The 25,583-nt window shown below is 52.4% G+C and carries 19 protein-coding genes; 16 read left to right on the top strand and 3 right to left on the bottom strand.

The features are described 5' to 3' along the window. Positions 1 to 34: 34 nt before the first annotated feature. Positions 35 to 1,543, top strand: a complete 1,509-nt coding sequence (locus P8935_RS14320; RefSeq protein ID WP_348260978.1) for a pilus assembly protein TadG-related protein — start codon at positions 35 to 37, stop codon at positions 1,541 to 1,543. A 281-nt stretch (positions 1,544 to 1,824) separates the two neighbouring features. Here P8935_RS14320 and P8935_RS14315 read toward each other — a convergent pair whose 3' ends face one another. Then, a complete protein-coding gene (locus P8935_RS14315) occupies positions 1,825 to 2,022 on the bottom strand; it encodes a Flp family type IVb pilin (RefSeq protein ID WP_348260977.1) in 198 nt (65 codons plus the stop codon). A 705-nt stretch (positions 2,023 to 2,727) separates the two neighbouring features. After that, positions 2,728 to 3,213 carry a protease pro-enzyme activation domain-containing protein gene (locus tag P8935_RS14310; protein ID WP_348260976.1) on the bottom strand — a complete coding sequence of 162 codons (486 nt, stop codon included), beginning with the start codon at positions 3,211 to 3,213 and terminating at the stop codon, positions 2,728 to 2,730. Positions 3,214 to 4,028: 815 nt separating this feature from the next. Between P8935_RS14310 and P8935_RS14305 the strand changes: the two genes are divergently transcribed. From P8935_RS14305 to P8935_RS14245, 13 genes are all read left to right on the top strand, one after another. Continuing rightward, on the top strand, positions 4,029 to 5,012 hold the full coding sequence (locus P8935_RS14305; RefSeq protein ID WP_348260975.1) for an SLBB domain-containing protein: 984 nt from the start codon (positions 4,029 to 4,031) through the stop codon (positions 5,010 to 5,012). An 18-nt stretch (positions 5,013 to 5,030) separates the two neighbouring features. Continuing rightward, a complete protein-coding gene (locus P8935_RS14300) occupies positions 5,031 to 5,858 on the top strand; it encodes a glycosyltransferase family 2 protein (RefSeq protein WP_348260974.1) in 828 nt (275 codons plus the stop codon). Between the two features lie 1,189 nt (positions 5,859 to 7,047). Then, a complete protein-coding gene (locus P8935_RS14295) occupies positions 7,048 to 9,234 on the top strand; it encodes a polysaccharide biosynthesis tyrosine autokinase (RefSeq protein WP_348260973.1) in 2,187 nt (728 codons plus the stop codon). A gap of 472 nt (positions 9,235 to 9,706) precedes the next feature. Continuing rightward, complete coding sequence (locus tag P8935_RS14290) at positions 9,707 to 10,780, top strand: hypothetical protein (protein WP_348260972.1); 1,074 nt, start codon at positions 9,707 to 9,709, stop codon at positions 10,778 to 10,780. Positions 10,781 to 10,852: 72 nt separating this feature from the next. Then, a complete protein-coding gene (locus tag P8935_RS14285; RefSeq protein ID WP_348260971.1) occupies positions 10,853 to 12,070 on the top strand; it encodes a glycosyltransferase family 4 protein in 1,218 nt (405 codons plus the stop codon). Then, positions 12,067 to 13,467, top strand: a complete 1,401-nt coding sequence (locus P8935_RS14280; RefSeq protein ID WP_348260970.1) for a hypothetical protein — start codon at positions 12,067 to 12,069, stop codon at positions 13,465 to 13,467. Before P8935_RS14285 ends, P8935_RS14280 begins: the two co-directional genes overlap by 4 nt. Positions 13,468 to 13,953: 486 nt before the next feature. Then, complete coding sequence (locus tag P8935_RS14275) at positions 13,954 to 14,736, top strand: glycosyltransferase family 2 protein (protein WP_348260969.1); 783 nt, start codon at positions 13,954 to 13,956, stop codon at positions 14,734 to 14,736. A 490-nt stretch (positions 14,737 to 15,226) separates the two neighbouring features. Next, positions 15,227 to 16,633, top strand: a complete 1,407-nt coding sequence (locus P8935_RS14270; RefSeq protein ID WP_348260968.1) for an oligosaccharide flippase family protein — start codon at positions 15,227 to 15,229, stop codon at positions 16,631 to 16,633. 231 nt (positions 16,634 to 16,864) lie between these two features. Beyond that, entirely contained in the window at positions 16,865 to 17,320 is a 456-nt protein-coding gene (locus P8935_RS14265) for an acyltransferase (protein WP_348260967.1), read from the top strand. Next, on the top strand, positions 17,301 to 18,257 hold the full coding sequence (locus tag P8935_RS14260) for an NAD-dependent epimerase/dehydratase family protein (protein WP_348260966.1): 957 nt from the start codon (positions 17,301 to 17,303) through the stop codon (positions 18,255 to 18,257). Before P8935_RS14265 ends, P8935_RS14260 begins: the two co-directional genes overlap by 20 nt. Next, positions 18,250 to 19,401 carry a glycosyltransferase family 1 protein gene (locus P8935_RS14255; protein WP_348260965.1) on the top strand — a complete coding sequence of 384 codons (1,152 nt, stop codon included), beginning with the start codon at positions 18,250 to 18,252 and terminating at the stop codon, positions 19,399 to 19,401. Before P8935_RS14260 ends, P8935_RS14255 begins: the two co-directional genes overlap by 8 nt. A gap of 971 nt (positions 19,402 to 20,372) precedes the next feature. Beyond that, a complete protein-coding gene (locus tag P8935_RS14250) occupies positions 20,373 to 21,296 on the top strand; it encodes a glycosyltransferase family 2 protein (protein ID WP_348260964.1) in 924 nt (307 codons plus the stop codon). A 292-nt stretch (positions 21,297 to 21,588) separates the two neighbouring features. Continuing rightward, a complete protein-coding gene (locus P8935_RS14245) occupies positions 21,589 to 22,536 on the top strand; it encodes a class I SAM-dependent methyltransferase (protein WP_348260963.1) in 948 nt (315 codons plus the stop codon). Between the two features lie 656 nt (positions 22,537 to 23,192). Here P8935_RS14245 and P8935_RS14240 read toward each other — a convergent pair. Then, positions 23,193 to 24,137, bottom strand: coding sequence for a glycosyltransferase family A protein (locus P8935_RS14240; protein ID WP_348260962.1), 945 nt, complete (start codon positions 24,135 to 24,137; stop codon positions 23,193 to 23,195). Positions 24,138 to 24,398: 261 nt separating this feature from the next. On the opposite strand from P8935_RS14240, the gene P8935_RS14235 reads away from it, so the two are divergent. Together P8935_RS14235 and P8935_RS14230 are read left to right on the top strand one after the other, a co-directional pair. Then, entirely contained in the window at positions 24,399 to 24,794 is a 396-nt protein-coding gene (locus P8935_RS14235; protein ID WP_348260961.1) for a Rap1a/Tai family immunity protein, read from the top strand. A 161-nt stretch (positions 24,795 to 24,955) separates the two neighbouring features. Continuing rightward, the gene (locus P8935_RS14230) at positions 24,956 to 25,153 is read left to right on the top strand and encodes a hypothetical protein (RefSeq protein WP_348260960.1); all 198 of its coding nucleotides are present in this window, start codon (positions 24,956 to 24,958) and stop codon (positions 25,151 to 25,153) included. Positions 25,154 to 25,583 lie beyond the last annotated feature (430 nt).

Below are 25,583 nucleotides of genomic sequence, written 5' to 3'. Positions count from 1 at the left end.
CGTCATTCTGGTACGAGAGAGAAAAGAGTAAGAGATGAAACCGACAGGCAGTGCAATGCGATTTGAAATCTTCGGCGAAGACGCGGGCCAGGTCATTCCTTGGGTGGCCTTTATGATGTTTGTCATTCTAGGTGTAAGTGGACTGGTGTTAGACGGTAGTCGAATCATGCTGGTTCATCGACAGTTGCAGTCCGCGACAGATGCTGCGGCGTTGGCTGGAGCTCGAGTGATGCCGGATGGCGATTACACGGGATCGGCGATCGCATACAGCGCAGGTTCAGGTAAGCTGAACGCTTCTGCTACCTATTCAGCCTCTACGCCCATCGTCACCCCCATTTGCGTAAGCGCACTCAAAACCCAGGGTCTGCCATGCGTCAATAGTGCGAGCGGGAACGCTCTTCAAGTGCAGCAGTCCGCTACAGTTTCAACGTTTTTTATGGGAATGGTGGGAATGAAAACGGTGAAAATCAGCACTGTTTCGACTGCGGCAATGGGTGGCACCAATACTCCCTACAATGTTGCGATCATCCTGGACACTACGCCCTCGATGGATTATCCGGATAGCAGTTGCGGGACCAACCAGACGCAGTTGTCATGTGCAACCAAAGGCATTCAACAACTCCTATTGAACTTGTCGCCGTCCGTGGATCATGTGAGTCTGTTTACGTTCCCGAATATCGACGCAAGCGATGTTTCAATGGACACCGATTGCAGCAGTACGTCAAATCCAACCGCGGAACCTTATACGTTTCCGTCGAACTCGGCGAAGAGTCTTTCAAATACGGTTTTCTCAACTGGATCGGGGACAAGCAAGGTTACGACAAATGTGACCTATCAAATAACGGGCTTTTCGACGGATTATCGCAGCTCAAACAGCACCACTTCCTTGAGCAAGAGCTCATCTCTATCAAATGCGCTAGGCGTAGGAACGGGCACTGGCGGGAGACACCACAGCAGCAGCGGTTGCAGCGGAATACAAACCAGCAGTGAGAATACTTATTATGCGGGAGCTATTTATGCCGCGCAGTCCGCTTTGCTAGCAGAGCAAAACGTCAATGCCGGCACACAAAATGTGATTATCCTGCTGAGTGATGGAAATGCAACAGCCCAGCAAAGCAATATGGCGAACTCATCGAACTCAAATAGCAGCACGACCTGGGCCACGAACTCCGGGACTTATCCGTCATGGATCGGAGAATGCGGGCAGGGCGTCGACGCCGCAAAGTATGCGGCAACCTATCCAGGCAATCCGACTAAGGTGTACACAATCGCTTATGGGTCGCCAACTACCTCCAATTTGAGTAATTGCGGAAGCGATGTTGGTCAAGGGGCTCACCCAAATATCAGCCCGTGCACAGCTATGAAGTTGATGGCATCAAGCCCGCAGAATTTTTATTCCGATTACTACATGACGGGCGGTGATCCGGCATGCCAGGCCACCGGACTCCCCGACTATTCGTTGAACGGGATCTTCCAGGCGATTGCGTACCAACTGACGACTGTGAGGCTAATTCCGAACGGCATGGCGACCACAACACCCTAGAAGCAGATTGCCAGTTTTCCATCTGGTGACACTGGTCTCAACCGCGGCTTGTCGACTTTGCACATCCGTGTAGAAAATCGTAGCCGAGACGATTTGTACGCCTACGGTCTTGCGGGACACGGGAAAATACAGACTGGATCTCTGCCTTTCCGGCCTTCCTGGAAAGATTAAGAACTTTGATGGGCCGCAGGCCAAGGATTCTATCGCTCCCGGTAGCTTTTGGTGGGAATGAGCCTTAGTTCTCGTAATTCAACCGCTGAGAGGATCCCAAGTGTTCCAGACTAGCTAGTGGCGGTAGTGAGCACCTGGGCGACGTTCGAAAATTCAGTGTTAATGCCGCTCGCCAAATATCCCATGCCAGTAATTGCTCCAAACGCTATCATGGCAAAAACCAAGGAATATTCCACAAGATCCTGACCTTCTTCGCGTACCCCAAAGCTACGTACTTTAAGGCACAAGCCGTTTATGAAATCATTCATTATGCCTTCCTCCCCAAGAGATTCCGATCATAGAGTCGAGGAAGAAACTTGCAATACCACGACTGCGCTCCAAAACGCGTTACGCTCGCGACACTGGCAGAGATTACCGAAGTGGGACGAAGAACTGGAGAAAAGGCCCAGGCGCACCGGAGGCGCGGCGATCGAGAAACTATCTTTGGGTAATGTTGTTTGGTGCCCGGAGGGGGACTTGAACCCCCACGGCCTTGCGGCCTGCGGATTTTAAGTCTGGTATAGGCCATTTTTACACAGGGCTGCACCAGACAGCACTTGAATGCAGAATTCTGCTAACTTAAACATCCATAGTGGTTTCATAGAATCTTGCTTGTTGCACTCGGCTGCAACCAGCTGCACTTGATCCGAAAACGAACAGGCACCAAAACAGGCACCAGAATGTTGCAGTTTAATGGCGGATTTAGTTCGCTCACCGATTAGTATCCTGTGTCGGCGGAGCCTAATGAAGCGATGGCAGAAATGCTTGCTGATCGCTCAAGAACGGATACTGGTTTCTTACCGAAACCCTTGATACCTCCACGCTGTCCATTCATCAACTTCACTGAGATGAACTGAGCGCCTCAGAAATGCTCGGATCGGAGTTGTTGGCGATATGCTCCTCTCCCCCGACGCTGTAACGGTGAATCTCGGTATGAAATGTGTCTTCGACCAACCTGGCGGTGCCTGAGAACTCTATAAAGGTGAGGCCATTCGACACTTCGATGGAGAAGCGTGATTCTGGAGCCAATTGCCGACGGCCGAAATGTCGTTCTCCGATGGACCATAAATCCTGCCAGATTCCTCCGGCCCAAGCCAATGGTGAAAGTCAGGAGAGGTGGGGTCCAATTGCCGGGCCATAAAAGCTTTGAGCGCCGCGTCCTGCTTCGAACCCCGTTTCAGCACCAGGATCATGCGTTCCATCGGCAGCTGACCGTCATCGCGGCCCTTGTCAAATTCTGCTCTCGCGTTGGGATGTGTGTTCCCATGCAACCGCGCAAGTCTCGCTTCATCGACAGGCGCAGCAATTTGCGAAGGGACCAACGGCGCGTCTCCGGAGGCCTGGATCACCGGAAAGCCTGGACGTGGGGAGTTCTCAGCAGTTTGTCTTTGAGCAAGAAATAGACCGTTGGCTGCGAGAGACAGCGAAGAGCAGAGGAGTGCTTTCCGACCAATTCTCATGTCCAAACCTCCGAAAGGGGCGACCGAGGGGACCAATTGTCAGCAAGGCACGGAAAGATAATACCGCTCAGCGTAATCACTTGCAGGGAAAAAGCAGAACTTGAGGGTCAGAAGTACTGAAGCTGCAACTCAAAAGCAATGTCAGCCTTCTCCGAGTCTTCCGTGGCCGACTTGTTCTTGAGTTCCAGCGGCCCAGATCAGCGGCGATTGTCAGTATACTTAAGGAGCGAGCCAACGTATGTGCCGCGGGGAGTTCGTCATTCGGGTGGAAGCATCTTTCATCTACCCATGAAGCATCACTCTAACATGTTGCTCTCCTGGTAGTTCCTCAGATATGTGGAATGCCTCCATCCAAGTGAGGATGGCGAAGCTTTGTTTGATTAATGCTTTATTCAGTAGAGCGGTACCACATTTCAACTACCTCGTTAAAAGCGAATTGGCACCGATTGCAGTTTATGTCCATTGTTTTTACGAAGGGCATCGCGCAAATGTGGATCTTGGTTTGAATCGACATCTCGGGGACTCAAAGTCCAGATCATGCCGGGAGTTTGGGCGTATCCCTTGATGCAGTTAGTAAATGTGCTCTGCCTCAAGTCAGTGCCGACCGGCTTCACAAAATTGTACATAGCGTTTAGGTGCCAAGCCTTCTGATTCAACGGTTTGCCAACTAAATAGCGTGGATGGGTAGCTGCTATATGGATCGAACTTTACGGAAATGGCCATTTCTCCAATGGCGTGCGGAGACAAACGCGCTTTCGTTCCCAAGCGACGAGCGCAGAGCTGAAATTCGGCTCCTCGATACTCGAAGAAAGAAAATGACGTTCAGAAAACTCATACTACTACTTGCTTCGCTTCTGCTGATGCGACCAAATCTTGTTGTTGCACAGGAGCAGCGCCCGGCTCTCATCCCCCTCGCACAGGGCGGCGGTGCATCGTCTGCCGGTGCATCCGCTTCATCTGTTGCCTCGATCGGAGGACTCTCCGACAGTCCTATCGCGCCGGGCGAAGTCGTGCACATCAATGTCTTTGATGCGCCTGATTTTTCGCTGGTCACGCGTGTTTCTGAAACGGGCGACGTCCCTTACCCAATCCTGGGCTCGTTCCATATTGGTGGGCTGAACAGTGCATCCGCAGCGCGAATGCTGGCAAAGGAATTGAAAGACCACAATCTCATGCTCGAGCCAGAGATTACGGTCACTGTTGACTCCTCAAGTACCGGTATTACCGTGCTGGGTGAGGTGCACAGCCCTGGAGTCTATCCACCGCCCGGCAAGCACCAACTCTCAGATTTGCTGGCCATCGCAGGAGGATTGACGAGTAACACGGGTCGAATTATCGAAATCACCAATGATCGAGACGCTGGAAAGAAGGATTACGTGTCATGGGATCCGACGATGCATAACACAGAGAACTTCGATCGAGCAGTGTCGCCCGGCGATCGCGTGTTGGTTCGTGCCTGTGGCATCGCCTACGTAGGCGGAAACGTTAGCAAGCCCGGAGCATACTCGCTCTGTGGTTCACCTAGGATCACCTTGTCAGAGCTGATGGCACTAGCGGGCGGCGTCACTCCGAACGCCTCCTACAGCAAGACCTATTTGGTGCGAGCTCAACCAGACGGAACCAAGGTAGTGGAGCAGATCGACGTGAAGGCAGTGCTGACCTCGCGGGTGTCGGATCCGATCGTGCAAGAAGACGACATCATTTATGTGTCGCCGAGTCCTTTGAAGGCTATTCTCAAGAACGCCGTTTCGTTCGCTCTTGCCATCTCGCCTCAGCTGTTCTATACCTACCATCCCTAAAACGAACGAGGAATTGCAGTGCACCCTGTCCTTCAAAACAAAGCTACCCCTAGAACGGACCCGGCGAAGATCAGCATCGTCACGCTCTCGTTCAATCAACGGGACTATCTGCAGGAGGCGATGGATTCTGTCCTGTCCCAGGGCTATTCCAATCTGGAATACATAGTCGTTGACCCGGGTTCGATCGACGGAAGCCGAGAACTCGTTAGCAGTTATGGTAAGAGGATTGCGCACGCCATCTTCGAGCCTGATAGCGGGGCGGCCGACGGACTCAACAAGGGATTCGCCCTTGCCACAGGCGACATCTACGGTTTTCTCAATGCCGACGATCTCCTTTATCCTGGTTCATTAAACCGCGTCTCGCGATTTTTTGAGGAGCACCCTGACTGCGATATGGTCATGGGTGACGGATACAAGATCGATAGCCAAGGCCAGCCGATACGCCACTACAGTGCAAGAGATTTCTCAGTGCCTCATTACTTCTATGGGGGTACGCAATGGCTTCAACAGTCGACGTTTTTTCGAGCCGAGGCTTTTAAACGGTCGCCGGGGTTTAACCTCAACAACCGGACATGCTGGGACGGAGAATTGTTCGTGCACATCGCCAATCAAGGCGCAAAGATTGGGTACGTCCGCGCTGATCTAGCGGGTTTTCGTATCCACGAGGCCTCTATCTCCGGTTCAGGCAGGTTAAATGAGCAGTACCAACAAGACTGTCGAAGGATTTTCAGGCAGCTAAGAGGGCATGACTGGGGAACAACGGATGAGATATTGCGCTTTCTATATCGTGCAGAAGGACTTCTAAAAGGCTTAATGCGGTTGCCAGCAAGGAAGAGCCCCGCGTGAGGATTGCATTTCTTTGGACTGGGTTGTCTGGGTACATGAACGCGTGTCTGAAAGACCTCGCAGCACGTGATGGAGTGTCACTCTTTGTCTCCCATGAATGGCCAGTCAAGGATGCGCCCTTCGAGGAACGCCAATTTGCCTGGATCCCTAATCGGCTGACGTGGCGTTCGCAAAGAGATCTCTATCCTCTAGAGCAACAACTGGAGGAATTTGCCCCTGAGATCATGGTGATGCCATCGTGGCACATACCAGCATATCGACGCATGGCGCGAAAATTCGCGAAGCGATGCTGGCGAGTGATGGTGATGGATAATCCATGGCGCGGGACTTTGAAGCAGCGACTCGGTGCGCTTGTTTCGCCTTTCTATGTCAAGCCACTTACGGATGTTGTCTGGCTCCCCGGAGAAAGACAAGCGAACTTCGCTCGCAAGCTGGGTTTCTTGCAGGACTCAATTCTCCGTGGATCCTTTTCGTGCGACTACCCAGGATTTGCGGCTGTGCACAGTGCTCGCATCAGTGCGGGGCTGCCACTTCCTAGATGTTTTATATTTGTCGGTCGACTGGTCCCAGACAAGAGCGTTGACAAGTTGGCCGAAGCGTACCGAATGTACCGCAAGCAGATTTCCGATCCGTGGCCTCTCATCTGTTGCGGCTCTGGGCCATTGCGATCACGCTTAGAAGAGCAAGAGGGTATCCGCATGGAGGGCTTCGTCCAACCAGAAAAAATGCCGGAAGTGCTTGCGTCCGCTGGGTGTCTCATTCTGCCGAGCAGATTTGAGCCTTGGGCTCTCGTGGTCCACGAGGCTGCTGCTGCTGGGCGACTGATTCTGGCATCAGAAAACGTTGGCGCAATTCCGCACCTGGTCCAACCCGGATACAATGGGTTCATCTTCAGCAACAACGGGGTTTCCAGCCTCGCCACCCTAATGTCTAGGGTGAGCGGAATGTCAGATTTTCGGCTCGATCAAATGTCGCGAGCCAGTCACTCGCTTTCAAAGCAATTCTCCCCGACGCAATGGTCAAACACACTACTTGATTCGTACAACGCACGTTTGTCGAACGTTGAATGATGTCGAAGCTCCGGAAGTTCCGCGGACTGTTTAACCGCCGCTTGCTCATCAGGCAAATTCAAGAATTTCAACACTTACGCGCCTAACCGCAAACTAACTTTAAGGATAGCAACTTGGTAATGCTAAACAACCAATGGTCCGATCAGGGACCGGCGAACACCGCGTTTGAGATGGGCAACGGAAGTCCCATGGATCTGCTCGAGGATAATCAGCACCTCCCCCGAATTCTGCAATTTTTGAAGAAGCGGGCTTGGATTGTAGGTGTTTCGATCCTGATCGGGATCTTGATCGGCGTTGTGGTCAATCATTTCTCGGTTAGGCTCTACACGGCGCTGGCCACGATTGAGGTGGATTCGCAAGACGCAAGCTCACAGTTTCGCTTGCAGCAGGCGATTGGATCTGACGTAGATACCAGTGAAAGACTGGACACAGAAATTGAAATCCTTCGCAGTCGCAGCCTAGCCTTGGAAACAATCAAATCTCTGCATCTGGAAAGCAACCCGGATTTCATCAAGCTTCCGAACGGACTCCCATTGGACTTGTCCAAACCCGAGGTTCGTGACGTAGCTATTTCGGTGTTCCGAGGAGCCACCGATATCTCTCGTCGGGGACACACGGACCTCATTCAGGTCCGCGCGACGTCGGGAAATCCCCAGTTGGCGAGCCTCATCGCAAACGCATTGATCGATCGGTATATTGAACGTTCATTTCGAGAAAACTACACGGCCACAGCGAAAATCTCATCATGGCTGGATCAAAAGCTCAATGGATTGAGAGCAAATTTGGAGCGGAGTCAAGCTCGCATCCTTCAACTCCAAAAAGACATCGGCGTCTATGGAATTGATCCGTCCCACAGCATCGTCGTAGCCAACCTAGAAGAGCTCAATAAGCAATATGCAGATGCTCAAGTCAATCGACTATTGAAGGAATCGGAACTCCAGCAGATCGGAAGCTCTTCGCCGGACGTAATCGATGCCGCACTGGGCAGCACCGATCCAGCTCTATCTGCGGCGAAGCAGAAACTCCAACAGTTAAATGACGAAATCACTTCCCTCACTCAGACCTACGGTCCATCTTATCCGCGCGTGAAGACGCTTAAAGCGCAAATGGCCGAATTGCGGCGAGAAATCGAACACGAAGAAAGAGCACAGATCGCGCGCTCCCAAAAAGAATTCGAAGCAGCGCAGAACAACGAATCCAAACTCCAAGAGGCGCTGAACAAGCAGGAGGAAGACGCCTACGGCAAAGGCGCAAAATCGGCCGAGTATGAACTGGCTCGGCAAGACTACGAGACCAATAGGCTCCTTTATGACGGGTTGCAGCAGAAGTTACAGGAAGCCACTATCCTGTCCGGTCTACGATCGACGTCGATTCACACACTGGACAGTGCTGACACGCCTCCGGGGCCGAGTCGCCCGCGCACAAGATTCAACATGGCAATGGGCGCAGGATTAGGATTCATCATCGGTTTGGCGCTGGCGTTACTGTTTGAGGCCATGGATACCAACCTCAAGACCATGTCCGAAATCGAGCAGGGTCTTCAACTCCCCGTACTGGCTGCAATTCCCGATGTGGGGTCGGAACAGCTATTGCCAGCCGAATTCAAGGACCACGCTATGAAAGGGGGTAGCTCTGTTTGGTCTCGGATCGGAGAGGCGGTGCGCGGCATGCGCACCTCAATTCTTCTTTCCAGCCCTGGAGCTCCTCCCAAGGTAATCATGATTGCCAGCACGCGAGCGGCTGAAGGAAAAAGCTCGGTCGCCTCCTTGTTAGCAATTACGTTTGGTCTAAATGGCTCCAAGGTCCTGCTGATCGATGCAGATCTTCGTCGTCCCGCCCTCCATCTGCGGTTCAGGATCGGAAAAGGATTGGGGCTTTCGTCAGTGCTGGCCGGAAAAGCGACTTTGCACGAAGCAATCGTGGAGTGGGCGGATCTTCCGAACGTTCATCTTCTGCCCTCCGGACCGGTACCGCCCCTACCCTCGGAACTGCTCAGTTCTAAACAAATGGAAGATGTGCTTGGACAAGCGAGAGCCGATTACGATTTTGTTGTTATCGATACTCCGCCCGTGCTCGTTGTTACCGACGCTTCCATACTGGCTCGTCTCGCGGATGCAACTATCCTTATCATCCGCTACGGTGCCGCGCAAAAGGAAGTGGTGCGGCGCTCGATCGACTTGCTGGAACGTACGGGTGCGCACTTGCTTGGTATTGCAGTAAACGCAGTGAACTTTTCGGCTCCAGAATACGCAGACTACTACGATGGCAAATACTACGACTATTACGGAGAACGTGATCCAGAGTAGGTGCACCAGGAGAGTTATTCGAAATGCAAACCGCAAACTCCAGAAATCAGTTTCGACTGATGAACGCCTTCACGCAGCGAGATACGATCTGCTTCGCAGGAAACCGTCAACCCGCTGTTACCGAAGCGCAACGAGCGCATTCTCCTAGAAATTCGAGCCATACGATGGATGCAACAGAGTAGACATTCTCCCAGGCCACGGGGTAAGTGTGACCGATATCAGAATCTCCCGGCTGTTAATTGTATTGCTGGCTACAGAGTTTACTTTGCGTGGAATGGATGTAGAGATGATCTCGGGTTGGATTTCTTCACAGAGCCAATCCAGATTCGTTGATGCTCTGCTGATTAATGGGTGATGCGTCTCTGGCCGCTCGCATGCAGGCATGGCCTGAAGGTTATGGCCAACTGAGTCTGGTAAACACCCATCTGAGCGAAATTGGCCGAACATCAGCCGCAGTTATGATCGGAAAAAGATGAATCAGCCCCACTCTGCGGCCTCGGCCGTTTCATCAGTGCACAGGTATTTTTCGTGGCGATCGTCCGCAGAAGGGCCGCCGGTCGAATTTCCAAATGGCGCAGTCTGGGATGATCGCTTGGTGCCCGAGTGGAGATACCCGCTGAGTGTTCTTTCGCATGTGCAACGTGAGATGCCGGCGACAGCGCTGCGCTTCTATTTCACCAAGAACCCTTATGAGCTACCTGAATACGGCAACGATGTCGTGGCAGTTCTCTGGCAGGAGGAGCGGAGTAAGATACCGACCTACGCACGTCATGTACGCGGGGTGATTCACTGCTGTCTGCAGATGAAGCCTTTCCTTGGCTTTCATCCTCGGCTTGGTCTAAATAAGTACGAGGCTGTGCTCACGTTCCAGTATTTGCGGGACTGGGCATTGCATCTTCGTTCCCGATATGGCGTTCGCCACGTGCCAAAGGGTTGGCCCCCAGCACTCCACGACTCCCCAAGGGTACTTGCGATCCCTCTTGGCTACCACAGCCAAGAGGAGCTTCCCCAGATCCCGATGGCAGAGCGGCGACTCGATGCTTTCTTTACGGGCCAGCTATCCACTCCCCTTCCCCGTACGAGTTATCGATACTGGACAACAGACTCCAAGACTCAGGCTCGCAAACAACTCTGGGACGTTCTTCTTCGACTCAGAAAAGACACAGAGTGGCGTATTGAAACAGCAGACATCGCGGGAGGAGAAACAAAAGGGCAGTGCCCTGAGTTCCACGCCTACTCGAGCAAGATGATGAACTCGCGGATTTGTCTGGCTCCCCGCGGCACAATGGCGGAGACCTTCCGCCATTATGAGGGATGGCGCGCGGGATGCCTTGTTATAACTAATATTCTTCCACCGGAGCCGTTTCTCGCTGGGGCACCGGCGATTCAGGTTGAAAACTGGAGGGAGCTCCCTCAGCTGCTGAAGAAGTATGCACGCGATCTGGATGCGCTTGAGCACTATCGAATGTCTAGTTTGAAATTCTGGCAGACGCGATTGAGCGAATCCGTCATCGGAGTCCAAGTTGCACAATTCCTGCGAGTTTAACTAGCCCTTTCTGCTGGATGGCCTAGAGACATGACTACCATAGAACGTGATAGCCGGCTGTTGAGAAAGACCATGACGCGTAACAGCAGTGGACACGCGCCCGCGCGTCAAGGGATGGACTTCCGCGTTTGCCTCTCCTCGATCGGCAGATTCCATTTCTTTTCGCTGGCAGTGGAATTGGCGCGCGTTGGCGTTCTCGAGAAGATTTACACCGGGTATCCATCGATTCTCGCTCGAAGAGCCGGTATTCCCGCGCACTGCATTTGTTCCTTTCCGTGGCTGGTCGCGCCAGCGATGGCGGCGCCCGGGTGGGTGTGGCCCACTGATGGAGTGATGGATGCTTACCATAATCTGTCCCACGATCTCCACGATCGGTGGGTGGCGTCGAAGTTGAGCGAATGCGAGATTTTTCATGGCTTGTCTCGATACAACCTTCGAGCAGGCATCCAAGCGAAGAAGTTGGGCGCGATTTACATTTGTGAGGTAGGCTCCTCGCATATACAGGAGCAGATTGAAATCGGGGAGAGGGAACACGCAAGGTTCGGTCTGCGCGGACGAGGATTTCATCCCCGTGGTGTTGAAAGAGAATTGAAGGAATACGAAACTGCCGATCGGATAATTGTTCTTTCAAATTTTGCACTGAACTCCTTCATCAAACGCGGAGTTCCGCGGAGCAAGCTCTCAGTTCTGCCGCCCGGGGTAAATCTTCTTCGGTTTCAATCGAGACAATTCGCCCCAAAGGGCGTGTTTCGCGTTCTCTTCGTAGGACAGGTGACGATACGTAAAGGGGTGCACGTATTGGCCGAGGCCTTCAAAAAGGCGAATCTAGACAAAAGCGAACTGATAGTGGCCGGAGGGATCTCACCCGGCGTAAAAGCGATTATTGACTCATTCGGCCTAGAGAACGTCAGGTTCTTAGGGCCAGTTCCGAATTCCAAATTGCCGGAGCTCTATCAGAGCGCCTCGGTCTTCGTTTTACCCTCGTTCGAGGACGGTTTTGGGATGGTCGCTCTTGAAGCGATGGCGAGCGGCTGTCCAGTGATCGTGTCATCCAATGCGGGCGCGGCGGATATGGTTTCAGAAGGAGTCAACGGATTTGTGTTTCCATCCGGCGATGTTGAAGCGCTGACGGATTGTATTCAGCGTCTATATCGCGATCCATCTCTCGCCGAGAAAATGGGAATCGAAGCAGCCGAACAAGCACGACGAGCAAATACTTGGGAGCAATACGGAGACCGTATGGCAACGATCTATCGAAGCTTCCTTGATGTTCGAGGGAATCCGGGATGATTAAGGCTACTGTCCGGAAATTCGTGCCGCCAACGCGTCAACCTCGACCTGTGATGCAGATCATCACAGAAGGCATGATCTGCATTCTAGGCCTTCTGAGCAGTGTGCTAATTCACATCGTAGGCGATCTCTTTGTTACAGAACTCATCCTGATCACATGTCTCCCGTTTTTCCTCTTCGCTCGGGGTAGGAGTCTACTAAAGCCCTACACGATACGGCTCCTAGTGCTGCTCGGACTGTGGTTTCTCAGCCAGGTCCTGACCGATGCCTACCGCGAGGTTGTGATGACGAACCGCTTGAGGGGAATGGCAAACATTGCTTTCTTTGCGGCTGAGATTGCCTGTCTTACGATGCTCCTGACCAGCGACCGGCGAAAGACCATCTTCCTTGCCTTCTATGCCATTGGCTCAATAGTGATGGCCCGGCTTTCGCCATATGTGGCTTCGTTCGACGAACGAGGGGACCGATGGAAGTGGGGCTATGCAACCGGATGTATTTTGCTGACCGTGCTTATAAGCTGCTTCCTCATCGCGCGCCGCCAACATATCTTTGCCCTGCTCCTGCTTTTCGGAACCAACGCCGTCAACCTTCTGTACAACTACCGATCCGCTTTTCTCGAACTCCTCGTAACAACCGTACTTGTTGTTCCGTTTATTCCAGAGCGAATCGGGAGCCTCAGGCTACTTCCTCGACGGAACAACCTGTTGCGTGTAGCCATTGTCGCTACGTTCGCCCTGGCGGGAGGGTGGTCAGCCAATCAGCTAGTGAAGTTTGCATCACAATCCGGGCTCGTGAGCGAAGAAGCGCAGTTGAAGAATGAATCAGAGGCGAGCGTTGGCAACCTTATTCTCGGCGGGAGGCCTGAGTTCTTCATAGGTCTACAAGCTGCAATTGACAGCCCGCTTCTGGGTCATGGTTCCTGGGCGAGTGACTTGAAGTATGCCGAATTGATGGCCGAATGGCATCACGAAAGCGGGCAGCAGGGCTTCGTCGAGCAGGAGAGAGAGTCCCAAGGAGTCATCCCCACTCACTCGCATATTATCGCCGCATGGGTCTTTGCCGGGATACTTGGCATTCTGTTTTGGGCTTATCTCTTCTGGCTCGTTCTGAGAGCCATAGTCGTTGTGGCCATTCGCAGGCCGACTCTCGCGCCAATTTATGCGTGGCTGCTGGTTAGCTACTGCTGGGCTATCCTCTTCTCTCCTTTCGGAAGCACTTCTCGAATCATTGAAGCGGTCACGATCGTGATCATCGTCGATTTGCTTGAGCCCAAAACTGTTGGAGTTCGAGGTACTCATCTTCTGAAGGGACGTTGGAAGCGGTTCGGCTTGGTCCGCAGAGCGCCGATAGCGATGATCCCGAACCTGGGTCGATCCCGTCCTTGGCGAGTCCACTGATATCGAACACTTATGGCAAGTTCGGCCTATCAGATTGATCACAAACTCAAAATTAAATGTAACCAATTATGAAGGAATTGCTTATCGAGCCTCGACGCGCCGAACGGACTTATTGCAGTGACACCTGGCGATATCGTGAACTACTCCATTTTCTGGCATGGGGCGATATTCTGGTCAGCTACAAGGAAACCGACATCGGAGCGGCCTGGGCGGTCGCAAACCGCATTCCACATAATAGATAGAGACTGGCGAGACCATCTGTTTGATTGGTAGCATTCTTATTCGACCGGCAGACATTCGTCAGAACAGGGTGTATCCATCGTGCGCTGCTGTGCTTTGGGTTGGAAAGCGCGATATCGCGTGTTAAACATCGTCTCGATTGATGCTCGAAGCTGAAATGCCAAGCCTTCGATCACTGCGTTGAATAGCAGAGAATGTTCAGATGGTTTGGAATAACTGGTGAGGGATCTGGGAGAGTAGAGGAGAATGGCCAACACAGACCTCGAGAGTCAAGAACTAAAAAGTTTGTCCGGCAATGGCGGCAAGAAGCAGCAACCGCTAATTAGCGTAATTATGCCCGTCCGCAATCGTGTAGAGCATCTCGAGACCGCGCTGCTGAGTGTGCTCTCTCAGAAGCAAGGTATTGCGGAGTTGATCGTAATCGATGGCGCTTCGACCGATGGGACGGTGGATATCATCCGGAAATACAGTGATCGCCTGGCGTATTGGTTAAGTGAAGCCGATCACGGCATCTACGATGCAATGAACAAAGGGCTCAAACAGGCTCGCGGAAAATATTTATACTTTCTGGGTAGCGACGACATTCTAACAGTGAGACTCGATGAACTCGAGAGCGTGCTCTGCGATCCGAGTACTGTCTACTACGGTGACTATCGCACAGAAGCTGGGCCGGTAAGGAATGGTCACTACAATTCCTGGCGGCTGGCCCATTGGACCATAAACCACCAGTCGGTGTTTTACCCAGTCAAAGCATTTGAGAATGGGGGCTATTCCCTTAAGTACAAGATTTTAGCCGACTACGAATTCAATCTTCGTTGTTTTGGGAATCAGAGATTACGCTTCCGGTACATCCCGTATGAGATTGCGTTCTTTTCCGGGCAGGGTTTGAGCTCACAAGTTGCGGATCCTGCGTTTCTAGCGGACCGTCTCTCGCTCATTCGTCAATATCTGCCGTTCCACGCCTTCCTCTATATAAGCGTGAGATCGTTTATTGGACGACTCAGGCGGTCGATGATTAAACCCGCCTGAGAACGCATCATCGCTGAAACGCCCAAAGACCAAAACTGCATCATCGGGTTTTATGTCATCGTTTCATAGTCATTGGACGACTCACATGTCGCGATTCATCTGGCCGCCCTTAGGAGTTGCATGAATCGGTAGATCGATGATGTGATCGGCTAAGGAAATTAGTAAATAAGCTTATTAATCAAGACAACGAAATCCGCCTTTTGCTTTTCCGTCTTCGCCCGCTCGACACGTTAACAGAAGCTGGACGGTCAAAAGAGCGCTTGGGCGAGCGGCGATCACGACCGTGTCCGGTGGAGCACTTGTAGTTGCAGCGCTCGCCTCACAGTTGACGGCACCTCTCGCCTTTTGTTGTCCGTGCGAGGAACGCTACGATCTTTAGATGGTGCTGAAATCAATCATCGGAATGCGCATCTCTGCAGTAGGAACGGGCTAGCGAAGGCTGTTTCAGATTCAAAGGAGTTCATTAATTAAACAGCAGATAAAACACGTTGTGTCGGTGTTCCGGCTACGTTCTCATGATACTTCCACCGAAGGTGGACGTTCAAAGGAGCGGCTCCGCCGCGCTGGACTGACTACAGTCTCGGCCGGTGCAGCAAGGGTGATCGGGCTGCTGGTTTCCCTGGTAACACTGCCACTTACATTTAAGTATCTTGGCCCGGAACGCTACGGTCTTTGGATGGTGCTAATTTCCATCATTTCCGCCATGGGATTTGCCGACCTTGGCATCGGCAACGGCTTGGTGAATGCCATCTCCGAAGCGTACGGCAAGGACGATCGCAATCTGGCCAGAGAATACGTCACCAGCGCATTTGTCATGATGCTGGGCATCGCGCTTTTTCTCAGTGCCGCTGGGGCTGCAGCTTTCCCATTTATGCCGTGGATGCGCCTGTTCAACGTAGAATCCGCGGCCCTCGCTGTTGAAGGATCCCACGCGATCCTCGTGCTGTATGCGTGGTTCGTCATCAGCATTCCAATTGGCATCATCACGCGCGCACAGTCAGGATTGCAGCAAGGTTATATCCCGCAAGTCGTCGGCGCCCTCGGCAGCGTCCTCACCTTGATCGCACTGCTGTTGGCCATCCGGTTGCACGGCAGCCTAGCATGGCTGGTCTTTGCCTCAACCATGGGATCGGTGACCGCAACCGCATTCAATGGTTGGCTTCTGTTTTATGAGCACCCATGGCTGTTGCCCGCGCGCCATGCGTATCGTCGCAGTGCGGCAAGCAAAATCCTCAAACTCGGTCTGATGTTCTTCGTGCTGCAATGCGCGGTCACAATCGGGTACACATCCGATAACATTGTCATCACGCAGATTCTGGGCGCAGCTGCCGTAGCTGCATATGCAGTACCTCAGAAGCTTTTCAGTTTTGTGGGCTTAGTGGTAGGCGTGGCGATCACACCGCTCTGGCCCGCATATGGAGAGGCTTTAGCGCGCGGAGACGTATCGTGGGTGCGGAGGGTATTCTTCTCATCTCTGTGGCTCACCTTTGTGATTTCTGGTTCATTTTGCACCCTTCTGGTACTGACCGGCCCTTGGATACTTAGAGTCTTTTTCGGCAGGTCGTTGCATGCCCCGCTGTCACTACTGATCGTGCTCGGCCTTTGGGGCGTAGTTGCCGCCGTCTCGGCTTCAACCTCGATACTCCTGAATGGCGCAGGCGTCTTAAGAGTCCAGGCCATTGCAGCAGTGATCGCTAGCTTAACCAATCTAGCTCTTTCGATCATTCTCACTCGGCGGTTCGGAGTGATTGGAGTCTGCCTTGGTTCGATCATCACGCAGTTAGCGATCACGTTTCCTATATATGCATTTATTATTCGAGATTTGTTTGGAGAAATAGCTAAAGCTAAATTCGAGAATATTGAGGAACGACGAGCTGCATCCACGGAAACAATTTGAAGTGCAGTGTTATTAATCCATACCGGAGCGGCCCCAAAAGACAGCATAGGAAGTTAGGAAATGTTGAACATTCTTAGGAAAATCCGAAACCACTTTTTCTACGATCCTCTTCGAGATATGTTACGGAATAGGAACGTTCGCATGGGCAACTCCCAGATCGGCCCTACATTTCGCATTCGTTTGGATTGCCCGCGAGAAGATGTGGCTCTTCGAATCGGAGACCGTTGCCTCTTGCACAACGAATTTATCTTTGAGAGCACCCGTGGCGAAATCACCGTTGGCGACGGAGTGTTTATCAATAGTGGAACGAAGGTGATTTCGCGTTCATCGATTGTGATAGGGGATGCGGTGACGATTGGATGGGGCTGCGTTATCTACGATCACAATTCTCATTCGATTTCGTATTTGGATCGCATAGCGGACCAGGATCAACAGTTAATCGACTTCCCTCGTGGGAACATGGTAGCAAACAAAGACTGGAGGAGCGTTGCAGCCGAGCCGATCAAGATTTGCAACTATGCATGGTTGGGATTCGACGTCGTGGTCTTGAAGGGTGTGACAATCGGAGAGGGCGCCATTATAGGAGCGCGAGCTGTTGTGACAAAGAACGTTCCGCCTTGGACTATCGCTGTAGGCAACCCCGCGCGTGTCGTAAAGGAGATACCAATTGAGTTTCGAAAGCGCTAGTAGCGCCTTAGCCAACACATTCGCGTCAAGGCCCGTTCTCGTAACCGGCGGCGCTGGGTTTATCGGGAGCCACCTGGTTCGTCGGATGGTGACGCTCGGCAGCAACGTGATTTCTCTTGGCGGAAACCGGGAGGATGCGGAGCTCGTGGTCGGAGCACACTATATCTTTGGCGATATCTCCCGGGACACATTGGAGACGGTTGACTTTGTGCCGCAGACGGTCTTTCATCTTGCAGGCGGCGCGTCCGTTGCGGCCTCGGTGGAAGATCCTCCAGTTGACTTTTTGAAAACCGTTTTCTCCACCGTTCTGTTGCTGGATTATCTTCGACGGCGTTGGCCCGCTGTGCAACTTGTTTATGTGTCGAGCGCCGCCATCTACGGCGAAGCCATACACAAAGAGGCTAGCCACGATCTGGCTTGTCTGCCACTCTCTCCTTATGGCGTGCACAAGCGGCAAGTGGAGTTCCTGCTGCTGGATCATGCAAGAATGTATCGAACCCAGTCAGTCATTTTGAGGCCATTTTCTGTATACGGACCTGGCCTCCGCAAACAACTGCTATGGGATGCAATGCAAAAGACAGACCGCGGCGATTCCCGATTTTTTGGGTCAGGCCGCGAGCTACGTGATTGGGTCTTTGTTTCAGACTTGGTGGAGTGCCTTTTGCAAGCCAGCGAATATGCGAGTGCAGATGTTCCGGTTTTTAATGCAGGCACCTGCCGAGGAACATCCGTTCGTGAGGTACTCTCTGAACTCTTCAGTGTCGCAGGAATAGATATTGAGCCTAAGTTCCTCGGCCAGCACAAGGAGGGCGATCCTGAACGTCTGGTTGCCGACAATTCAATCGAAGCAGTGCTTGGTCCTGTGTTCCGCACCCCACTTCGAACCGGTTTAGGCGCATACGTGGAATGGTATCGCCAGCGAGGTGTGAATGATTAAGGTGGGCATCATCGCGTCGCTGAGAGGAATGTGGCAAGGTGGTGTCAATTACTACAAGAATCTTTGGAGTTGTTACCAACAGAATCCAGATCCAGCTGTAAAATTGGCGATTTTCACGCCTCATCCTGAAGATGTTTCGTGCTACGAGTGCGACGCTATCGAAGTGCACCCATGGCCAGAAATGACATCGCGGCCACCTTGGAACTATCCTCGTCGCGCAACCCGGCGGATCATTGGTTACGATCCTGCCATACTGAAGTTCCTGAAGCGCCATCGGGTTGATCTGCTGAGTCACTGCGAAATAGGAAAGCAAACAAGCATCAATACACTTTGGTGGCAACCGGATTTTCAGCACAAGGTCTTTCCGAAGTACTTCAGCCGTAAGGAATGTGCGTACCGCGATTCAATTGTGGCCAATACGAAACGGTGGGGAAACATTTTGCTCAGTAGCAATGCGGCTGCAAACGACTTCCGGCGCTTTTATCCCGAGTTGGCATCAGTAAGGCCGCACGTTCTACGGTTTTCATGCGCAGCAATTGTAGATATGGTTTCTCTTAGCCGTGAAGAGCTTGCAGCCCACTATCCTGTAATCGAACCATACTTTTTTTTGCCTAACCAATTCTGGCAGCACAAAAATCACCGGGTAGTAATAGAGGCCTTACGTCAGGTGTCCCCTAAGATTCGTGTGATTTGTACTGGCCCGATGGATGATCGCCGCGACCCCGGCTACGTGCCCGGGCTCATGGCGAAGGTGAAGGAGTTTGGATTAGAGGAGCGCTTTATCTGCCTGGGCACCGTACCGTATAACATATTGGTCAGCCTGATGCATCACTCGCTGGCAGTAGTGCAACCGTCAATGTTTGAAGGCTGGAGTACATCGGTTGAAGAATCCAAAGCCATGTGCAAGCAAATCGTTCTGTCGAATATCGATGTTCACCGTGAGCAGGCTCCGGAGAGGGGCGTTTATTTCTCCCCAGAATCGCCCGAAGAACTTGCGACGTGTCTGACGCGCCTCTATTTTGAATTCAGCCCCGCAACTGAACTGATATTTGCGAATCAACGTTCCCACTTCAAGACAAGGATTGAGCGGGAATGGATCGAACAGTTTTCGCAGATAATGAAGACTGTTGCCAGAGGCCACTAATGCGATCACCCAGAGTAGGGGAACGGAATACTTCCGCGGACCAACCTAGCGATCCAAAGACACTGAACGATTAAGAGAGAGATGAGCCATATCGAAGATTGTGTTGGATCGTCAATTCCACCTACAATCGCAGATACGAGAATGTGCGCCGTGTCGGACAGCAATACCAGGATGGCTTAGGATTGGTTTTGGGATTCTTTCGGCAAATTTTGCCGACGAGATTCCAATCCTTGCTCAGTAACCTTGGCCCCACTAGAACGTACCCCCACAGCTAGCTTTAATAGCGAAAGGGAAACGACGATGAGGAATTGGCAGCAAGGCAGGTACGGGACGGCGCGTTTCATAGTTATCGCCTGCGCTAATCCGTAAGCATCTGCCAATCTAGGTCTACTGGTATGCCAGCTGTCAGAACTCTCGACCCATCTTGACCTGTGATTGCAGGTCCCGACCAAGTCGGATGGGTGCCAGAGCTGCGGACTCTCTCTCGGCAACTCGGAGTGTCTGCGCGCATCCATTGACCGGGAATGCTCAAAGACGACTTGCAGGGGGAACATGCCTTAATGCCCAGGCCATGATCTTGCCCTCGAATCCACAAACTCTGGTTTCGTCGGCGCCGAGGCGATGGCCTGCTCCATCCCCGTGTTGGTCAGCAACAAGGTAAACATCTGGCGTGAGGTTCAGTCATCGCGAACTGGATTCGTCGAACCGGACAGACTCAATGGCACCCGCGACCTGATTCGCCGTTTCGAGGCGCCGTCCGCGCCCCAGCGTGCAAAGATGTCGACCTATGCTCGAGCGGGCTTTCTTCAGTATTTTGATAATTGAAGTGACTGCACGTGACTTCGCACGAGCAATCGGTTTCTATCAAGACGTCGGAACACCATCTTTTTACAGAAAAGTAGAGAGAGCAAGCCTTGTAGAAGGAACGGCAACATTTCTAGTCGTCAAAGCTACGCGTGAAGGACTGTCGCATGAACGTGAAACCGAGTATCGCGGTAATTATCCTCACTTATAACGAGTCGATTCATCTTTCCCGCGCTCTTGATCACATCCGGATTTTTGCGCGAGAAGTATTCGTTGTTGATTCATTTTCAACCGACAACACTGTGGAGCTTGCGAAGGCTGGCGGTGCACAAGTCCTTCAACATCCCTTCAAACACCAAGCGCAGCAATTCCAATGGGCGCTCGAAAACGCACCAATCACCTCAGACTGGGTAATGCGTCTGGATGCCGACGAGATCATCGAATCCGATCTCGCTCAGGAGATTACAGCGAAACTTGACACCCTCCCTCCCGACATTAACGGAGTCAACCTCAATCGGAAAACAATATTCCAGGGTAAGTTTATCCGCTTCGGTGGGAGATACCCGCTCACTCTCCTGCGTATCTGGCGCCGTGGAAAAGCGAAGATTGAGGACCGATGGATGGACGAGCACATCTATCTGACCGAAGGAAGAACTGTTACTTTCCACGGCGGTTTCGCTGATCACAACCTCTTTGATTTAACCGCATTCACAACGAAGCACAATTCCTATGCCAGCAGAGAAGCTCTCGATGTGTTAAATAGGCGTCTGCATTTGTTCGAACCACGAGTTGAACTCACGCGGGAGTCAACCGCGAAGCAGGCGAAGATCAAGCGCTTCTTCAAGGAGTACGTGTATAACCGGCTTCCCTTCGAGATCTCCACCATCGTCTATTTCCTGTTTCGATATGTATTTCAAATGGGATTCCTTGATGGGCGGAAGGGGTTTTCCTATCACGTCCTCCAGGGGTTCTGGTACCGGTTCCTTGTCGGCGCAAAGCTGCGCGAGCTCGAGGAAGCGGTAAAAGACGCGGCATCAGAAGGCGAAGTGCGTTCTGAGATTGCTCGTCTCACTCGACAAAGCCTGACTTAGACTTTTGTTAAGAGGATTCAATCTCGCACATCGTAATATGCAAGCGTTCGAAATGGCTCGAACCGACCAATCGCTACTTCCTTGTCTGACCATCGAAAGAGAAGCCGCGGATACCGTCGCAGTCATGACGCACGCTGCATCGGCTCCGGCCTTGATCCGCCTGATGCATGGTCCAAACAATGTTTTTCAGTCGGGACACGAAAAATGCAGTTGATATTTTGCACCGAAGCGGATCGAGTCGCGTGCCGTATCGGTGGAATTAGCCATCGCCAGGAAAAAAAGGCAGGTCTCAATGTCGCAGGGAATTAAAAGAGCCATAAAGAATTGGATTAAGAGGCTGATGCGCATCTGTTTCGAGATGGGGCAACGGTTCCATGTTGATATTTTGCCGCGGCACTTTTACTCCGAAATACCAGATATCAGGACCCTACGGAACAACAAGGCGTGGCGTGTGCCGCGTTCAATGAAAGACATCTCCGGCCCTATCGAAGCGCAGTTGGCTTGGGTTGATGAATGCACTCGACCTTACCGAGCAAATCTCACACATTTTAAGATCCATGAGATGGCAGTCAGAATGAACGGCAGCGATCAGGGTTATGGGGAGGTAGAGGCCGACTTTCTATACTGCTTCGTTCGTTCACAGAGACCACGCCAAATCGTCCAGATTGGATGCGGGGTTTCAACCGCAATTTGCTTGCTTGCGGCGGCAGACGAGGGATACGTTCCTCGGATTACGTGTATTGAGCCCTACCCCACAGCCTTTCTTCAACTAGAAAGCGAACGCGAACGAATCACGTTAATTACTCAGAAAATTGAGGACGTTAGTATTGACTTTATCTCCCGACTTCAAGACGGAGACCTTTTCTTTGTAGATTCAAGCCATACGCTTGGTCCAGCAGGCGAAGCAAATCTGATAATACTTGAGATCCTGCCCAGACTCGCGACTGGCGTTTACGCGCACTTTCATGACATCTATTTTCCTTATGACTACGGGACAGACACTCTTTCGTCAGCGCTATTTTTTCCACATGAAACTGCCCTTCTCTACGCATTCCTCTTGATGAATCGACGCTTTGAGATCGCAGCCTCGCTATCCATGTTGCACCATTATCGGCTCAACGAACTTGTACAGTACTTTCCCGATATGAACCCCAGAGAATTTGATGAAGGTCTTACTAAAAAGGTGGGGCATTTCCCAAGCTCTATCTTCTTGCGTAGACGTTCTGAGCTCGCCGGCTGATTTTAACTGATCCTCCGTTTGGGCCATTTCAACTCTTCGTCCAGCACAATCCAATGCCGTTTCGCACAGCGAAGTGGGGAGCGCTTGGTCTTGGGTCTGCCAGCTCTTGTTGACCGGAACGAGAGCTGAACGCGGTGAATCTTATTTTCCTGATCTTTGGTTGCGCTCGATTCCCTTCCCTCCTAATCATGTCTGACATAGTTCCCTGCCCCGTCGACGGCCGACGAAGTTGCTCGTGTTCCTCATCGGTAGATTAGTCGAGTCGCCCGGGTGAAAGTCCTCAAGGAAGAGTATTCGCCTTTTGTCCATTCGAGATTCAGCTTGCCATAAATGCAGCCGTTCAGATCCCTCAAGAGAAGCGAAGAAGTCGAGAGCTCGGGCCGTTTCGTAGTTTCGAGCCTACGTCTCCAGTGCATTAGGCGATGCTCTGCCAGCCATTGGATCGATCTCATTTCGTCGTCATTACGACCGCGAGAGAAGATGATTTCAGCGATGCAATGGCCATTAGAAAACGAAGGTTCCGTTCCATTTCGCGATCCAAGGTGCGCAGGATCATCACAGTTCTGCAACCTGTTGTCCCTGGCCGACCGAATCTTTGGATTCCAGTGATGATCAATCACTGCCACCAAAAAGCCATTGTCCTCAGGAAGGGCTCTCTAATTATTGCCAAATCGCCGATGTTTCGGCGTATGAATAAACAGCCAAAGCCCTTTGATGGCTGCCAGGAGCAGAATCGGGACACTGCTGGACACGATGTCGCCCGGCTCCTGAGGGTGGCGTGGCCAGTCAAGGGGCTGCCCTCGGAGGCGGCGGACGAGGAAGTGAAAGATGTTCATCCTCTGGCCGGGGAACTCAGCGAATAGGAGAAGCCAGTATGCAAAGGAATTCCGAGCCTCGTGCTGGATGCTTCCGCGACTGAGTGGCGGGTGGTAGACGATGGCAGTTGGGACATAGGCGATGTGAGAGCCCTGCTCGAGGAGCCTCGCGAAGGCATAGCTTTCTTCGCCAATTTCGAGGGGTGCACCACGGCCGAGACGTTCATCAAACAATTGCTGGATGGGCAACGTGCGCTTACGAAACGCCATGTTAGCACCGAGGCCCAAACCCCCAAAAGTGGCGATCTCGAACCAGTGCGGAACTTGGTTATTGAGGGTTCGCGGGCTTTTCTCGAGCTCATCGTTGATCTGAGAATCCGGTGTAATGACGCGGCCTGCGGTGGCCCCTATTCGCCCGACAGAAAATGGCTCAAGCAAGTGGCCTAGCCAGTCTGGTGCGGGCACGACGTCATCGTCGAGGAAAGCTATGAAATCAGTATCGCATTCGGTGAGACCACGATTTCGAGCGCGGCTTAGGCCACGGACTGGTTCGATGGTGTAGCGAGTGCCGTATTCCCGAGCAATTTCAAAGGTGTCGTTAGTACCCTCTGAATTGTCAACAACGAGAATCTGCTCGGGGGGCTGGTCGAGCCTACTGACAGCGGCCAAGCATCTTCGCAAGGAAGCTGGACGGTTGCGGGTGCATATGACAACGCAAACAGAACGATCTGGTTCCCTAGACTCGACCGTTGGCTGATTATTTGGGGGGCGGAGCGGTAGGTTCAATCCCAACCTCGACTTCGAATTAGATGTCTTTATCGCCCATGAACTTGGCTAGGCGAGAGCAGCAAAGGATGAGATCGAACTCCAAGTGTCATCCCAATTCTAGCGAATAACATTGCGTTGGGATAATGGGCGTTGCTCACGAGAGAATCGATCCTGCCAGCGTTCACAGGCGCGAGTTGCATGGATGCTTGGGAGCAGTCGGTGTATGTAATCGAGAGATACAATTGTATATCTGTATATCCAAAATGTTGGGGAGAGCTCATGAAGTGCTTTGCATTTGTTGCGGTTGTCGTTACGCTCGTTGTCTTACCTGTTCATGCTCGAGCACAGGTGCAAACGGGTGCCGACCTGCTCAAAAACTGCCAAGTCGTGCTCGAAAGGAAACCTAATAACGTTGCGATGCTTGACGGCGTGAGTTGCTTGTCGTATCTGAGGGGAATGTCCGAGACCTTTTCTTTGTGGAGGGTATTCAATGACCGACGAAATCAGAAAAACCCCCCTCCCGCGTGTGTTCCAAATGGGGTAACCGCGCGTGAAATTGCAATTGTTGTGGTGAAGTTCATTGATCGACATCCGGCGGAGCAGCACCACGCGGCAAGTGATGTTGCTCTGACCGCGTTGATGGACGCTTATCCTTGTAACGAAACGTCACGGTGATCTTACAGCTGCCCCGACTGTGCGCTATTCGCAATTCTTTGCCCAGTCGGACAGCTGGTGCGCCCTCCTTTCACAAAATTCCGGTTCACCTTGGTACGCACGCCATTCTTTCGCAGGGTTCTTATCTTTGTGGAGCTGCGCATGACCTGGATGATCCGTCGTTGCCCCTTGTGGCCTACAGGATGGAAGTGGGTGCGTATGCATGGATCTGTGCGCGGGCCAGTGTTTCGCCGGGCGTCAAGGTAGGGGAAGGTGCGGTGCTCGGCCTCGCCTCAGTGGCGACACGCGACCTGGAGCCGTGGGGTGTGTACGCCGGTGTGCCGGCGGTAAAGGTGAAAGACCGCCGGCGTGTTCACTAGGAGTTGAACTTTACAGAGAACCCCTGTGAGGCCTAATCCCCTACAGCGAATAGCCGGATCTGCTACTTCCATTCCAACAACATGCTCCCTTGCGGTTTAGGTTCATGACCGACACTGCCGTCCAAAGTCAGGAGGTTTCCTCTTGATTTAATCGAGATCTGTTGATCGGGGAAGGTTCGTTTTTCTCCGGATTCGCTTTTTTCTCTGGATTCGCGCAGTTGCGCAGTAAAGAGAGAACGTCGGGAGCGCATCGGAGCCTCGCGGGAAGCAGTAGATTGGCGCAAAGCCAAGAAGGGATAAGGGTTAGACTTGTTTTACTGCCGGTTTGCCGGGAGTGGATCTGGAAGGTGGCAAACCGACCGCCGGAAGGAAAAGACGTGGTCTGCAAAGCCAGCTGGTCCACATAGGTGGTCGAATTAAACGGCTGGAG

It is taken from the genome of Telmatobacter sp. DSM 110680, assembly GCF_039994875.1.
Taxonomy (GTDB): domain Bacteria; phylum Acidobacteriota; class Terriglobia; order Terriglobales; family Acidobacteriaceae; genus Telmatobacter.
Note: the sequence above shows the minus strand (reverse complement) of the source record. Positions and strands in the feature narration are given on the sequence as shown.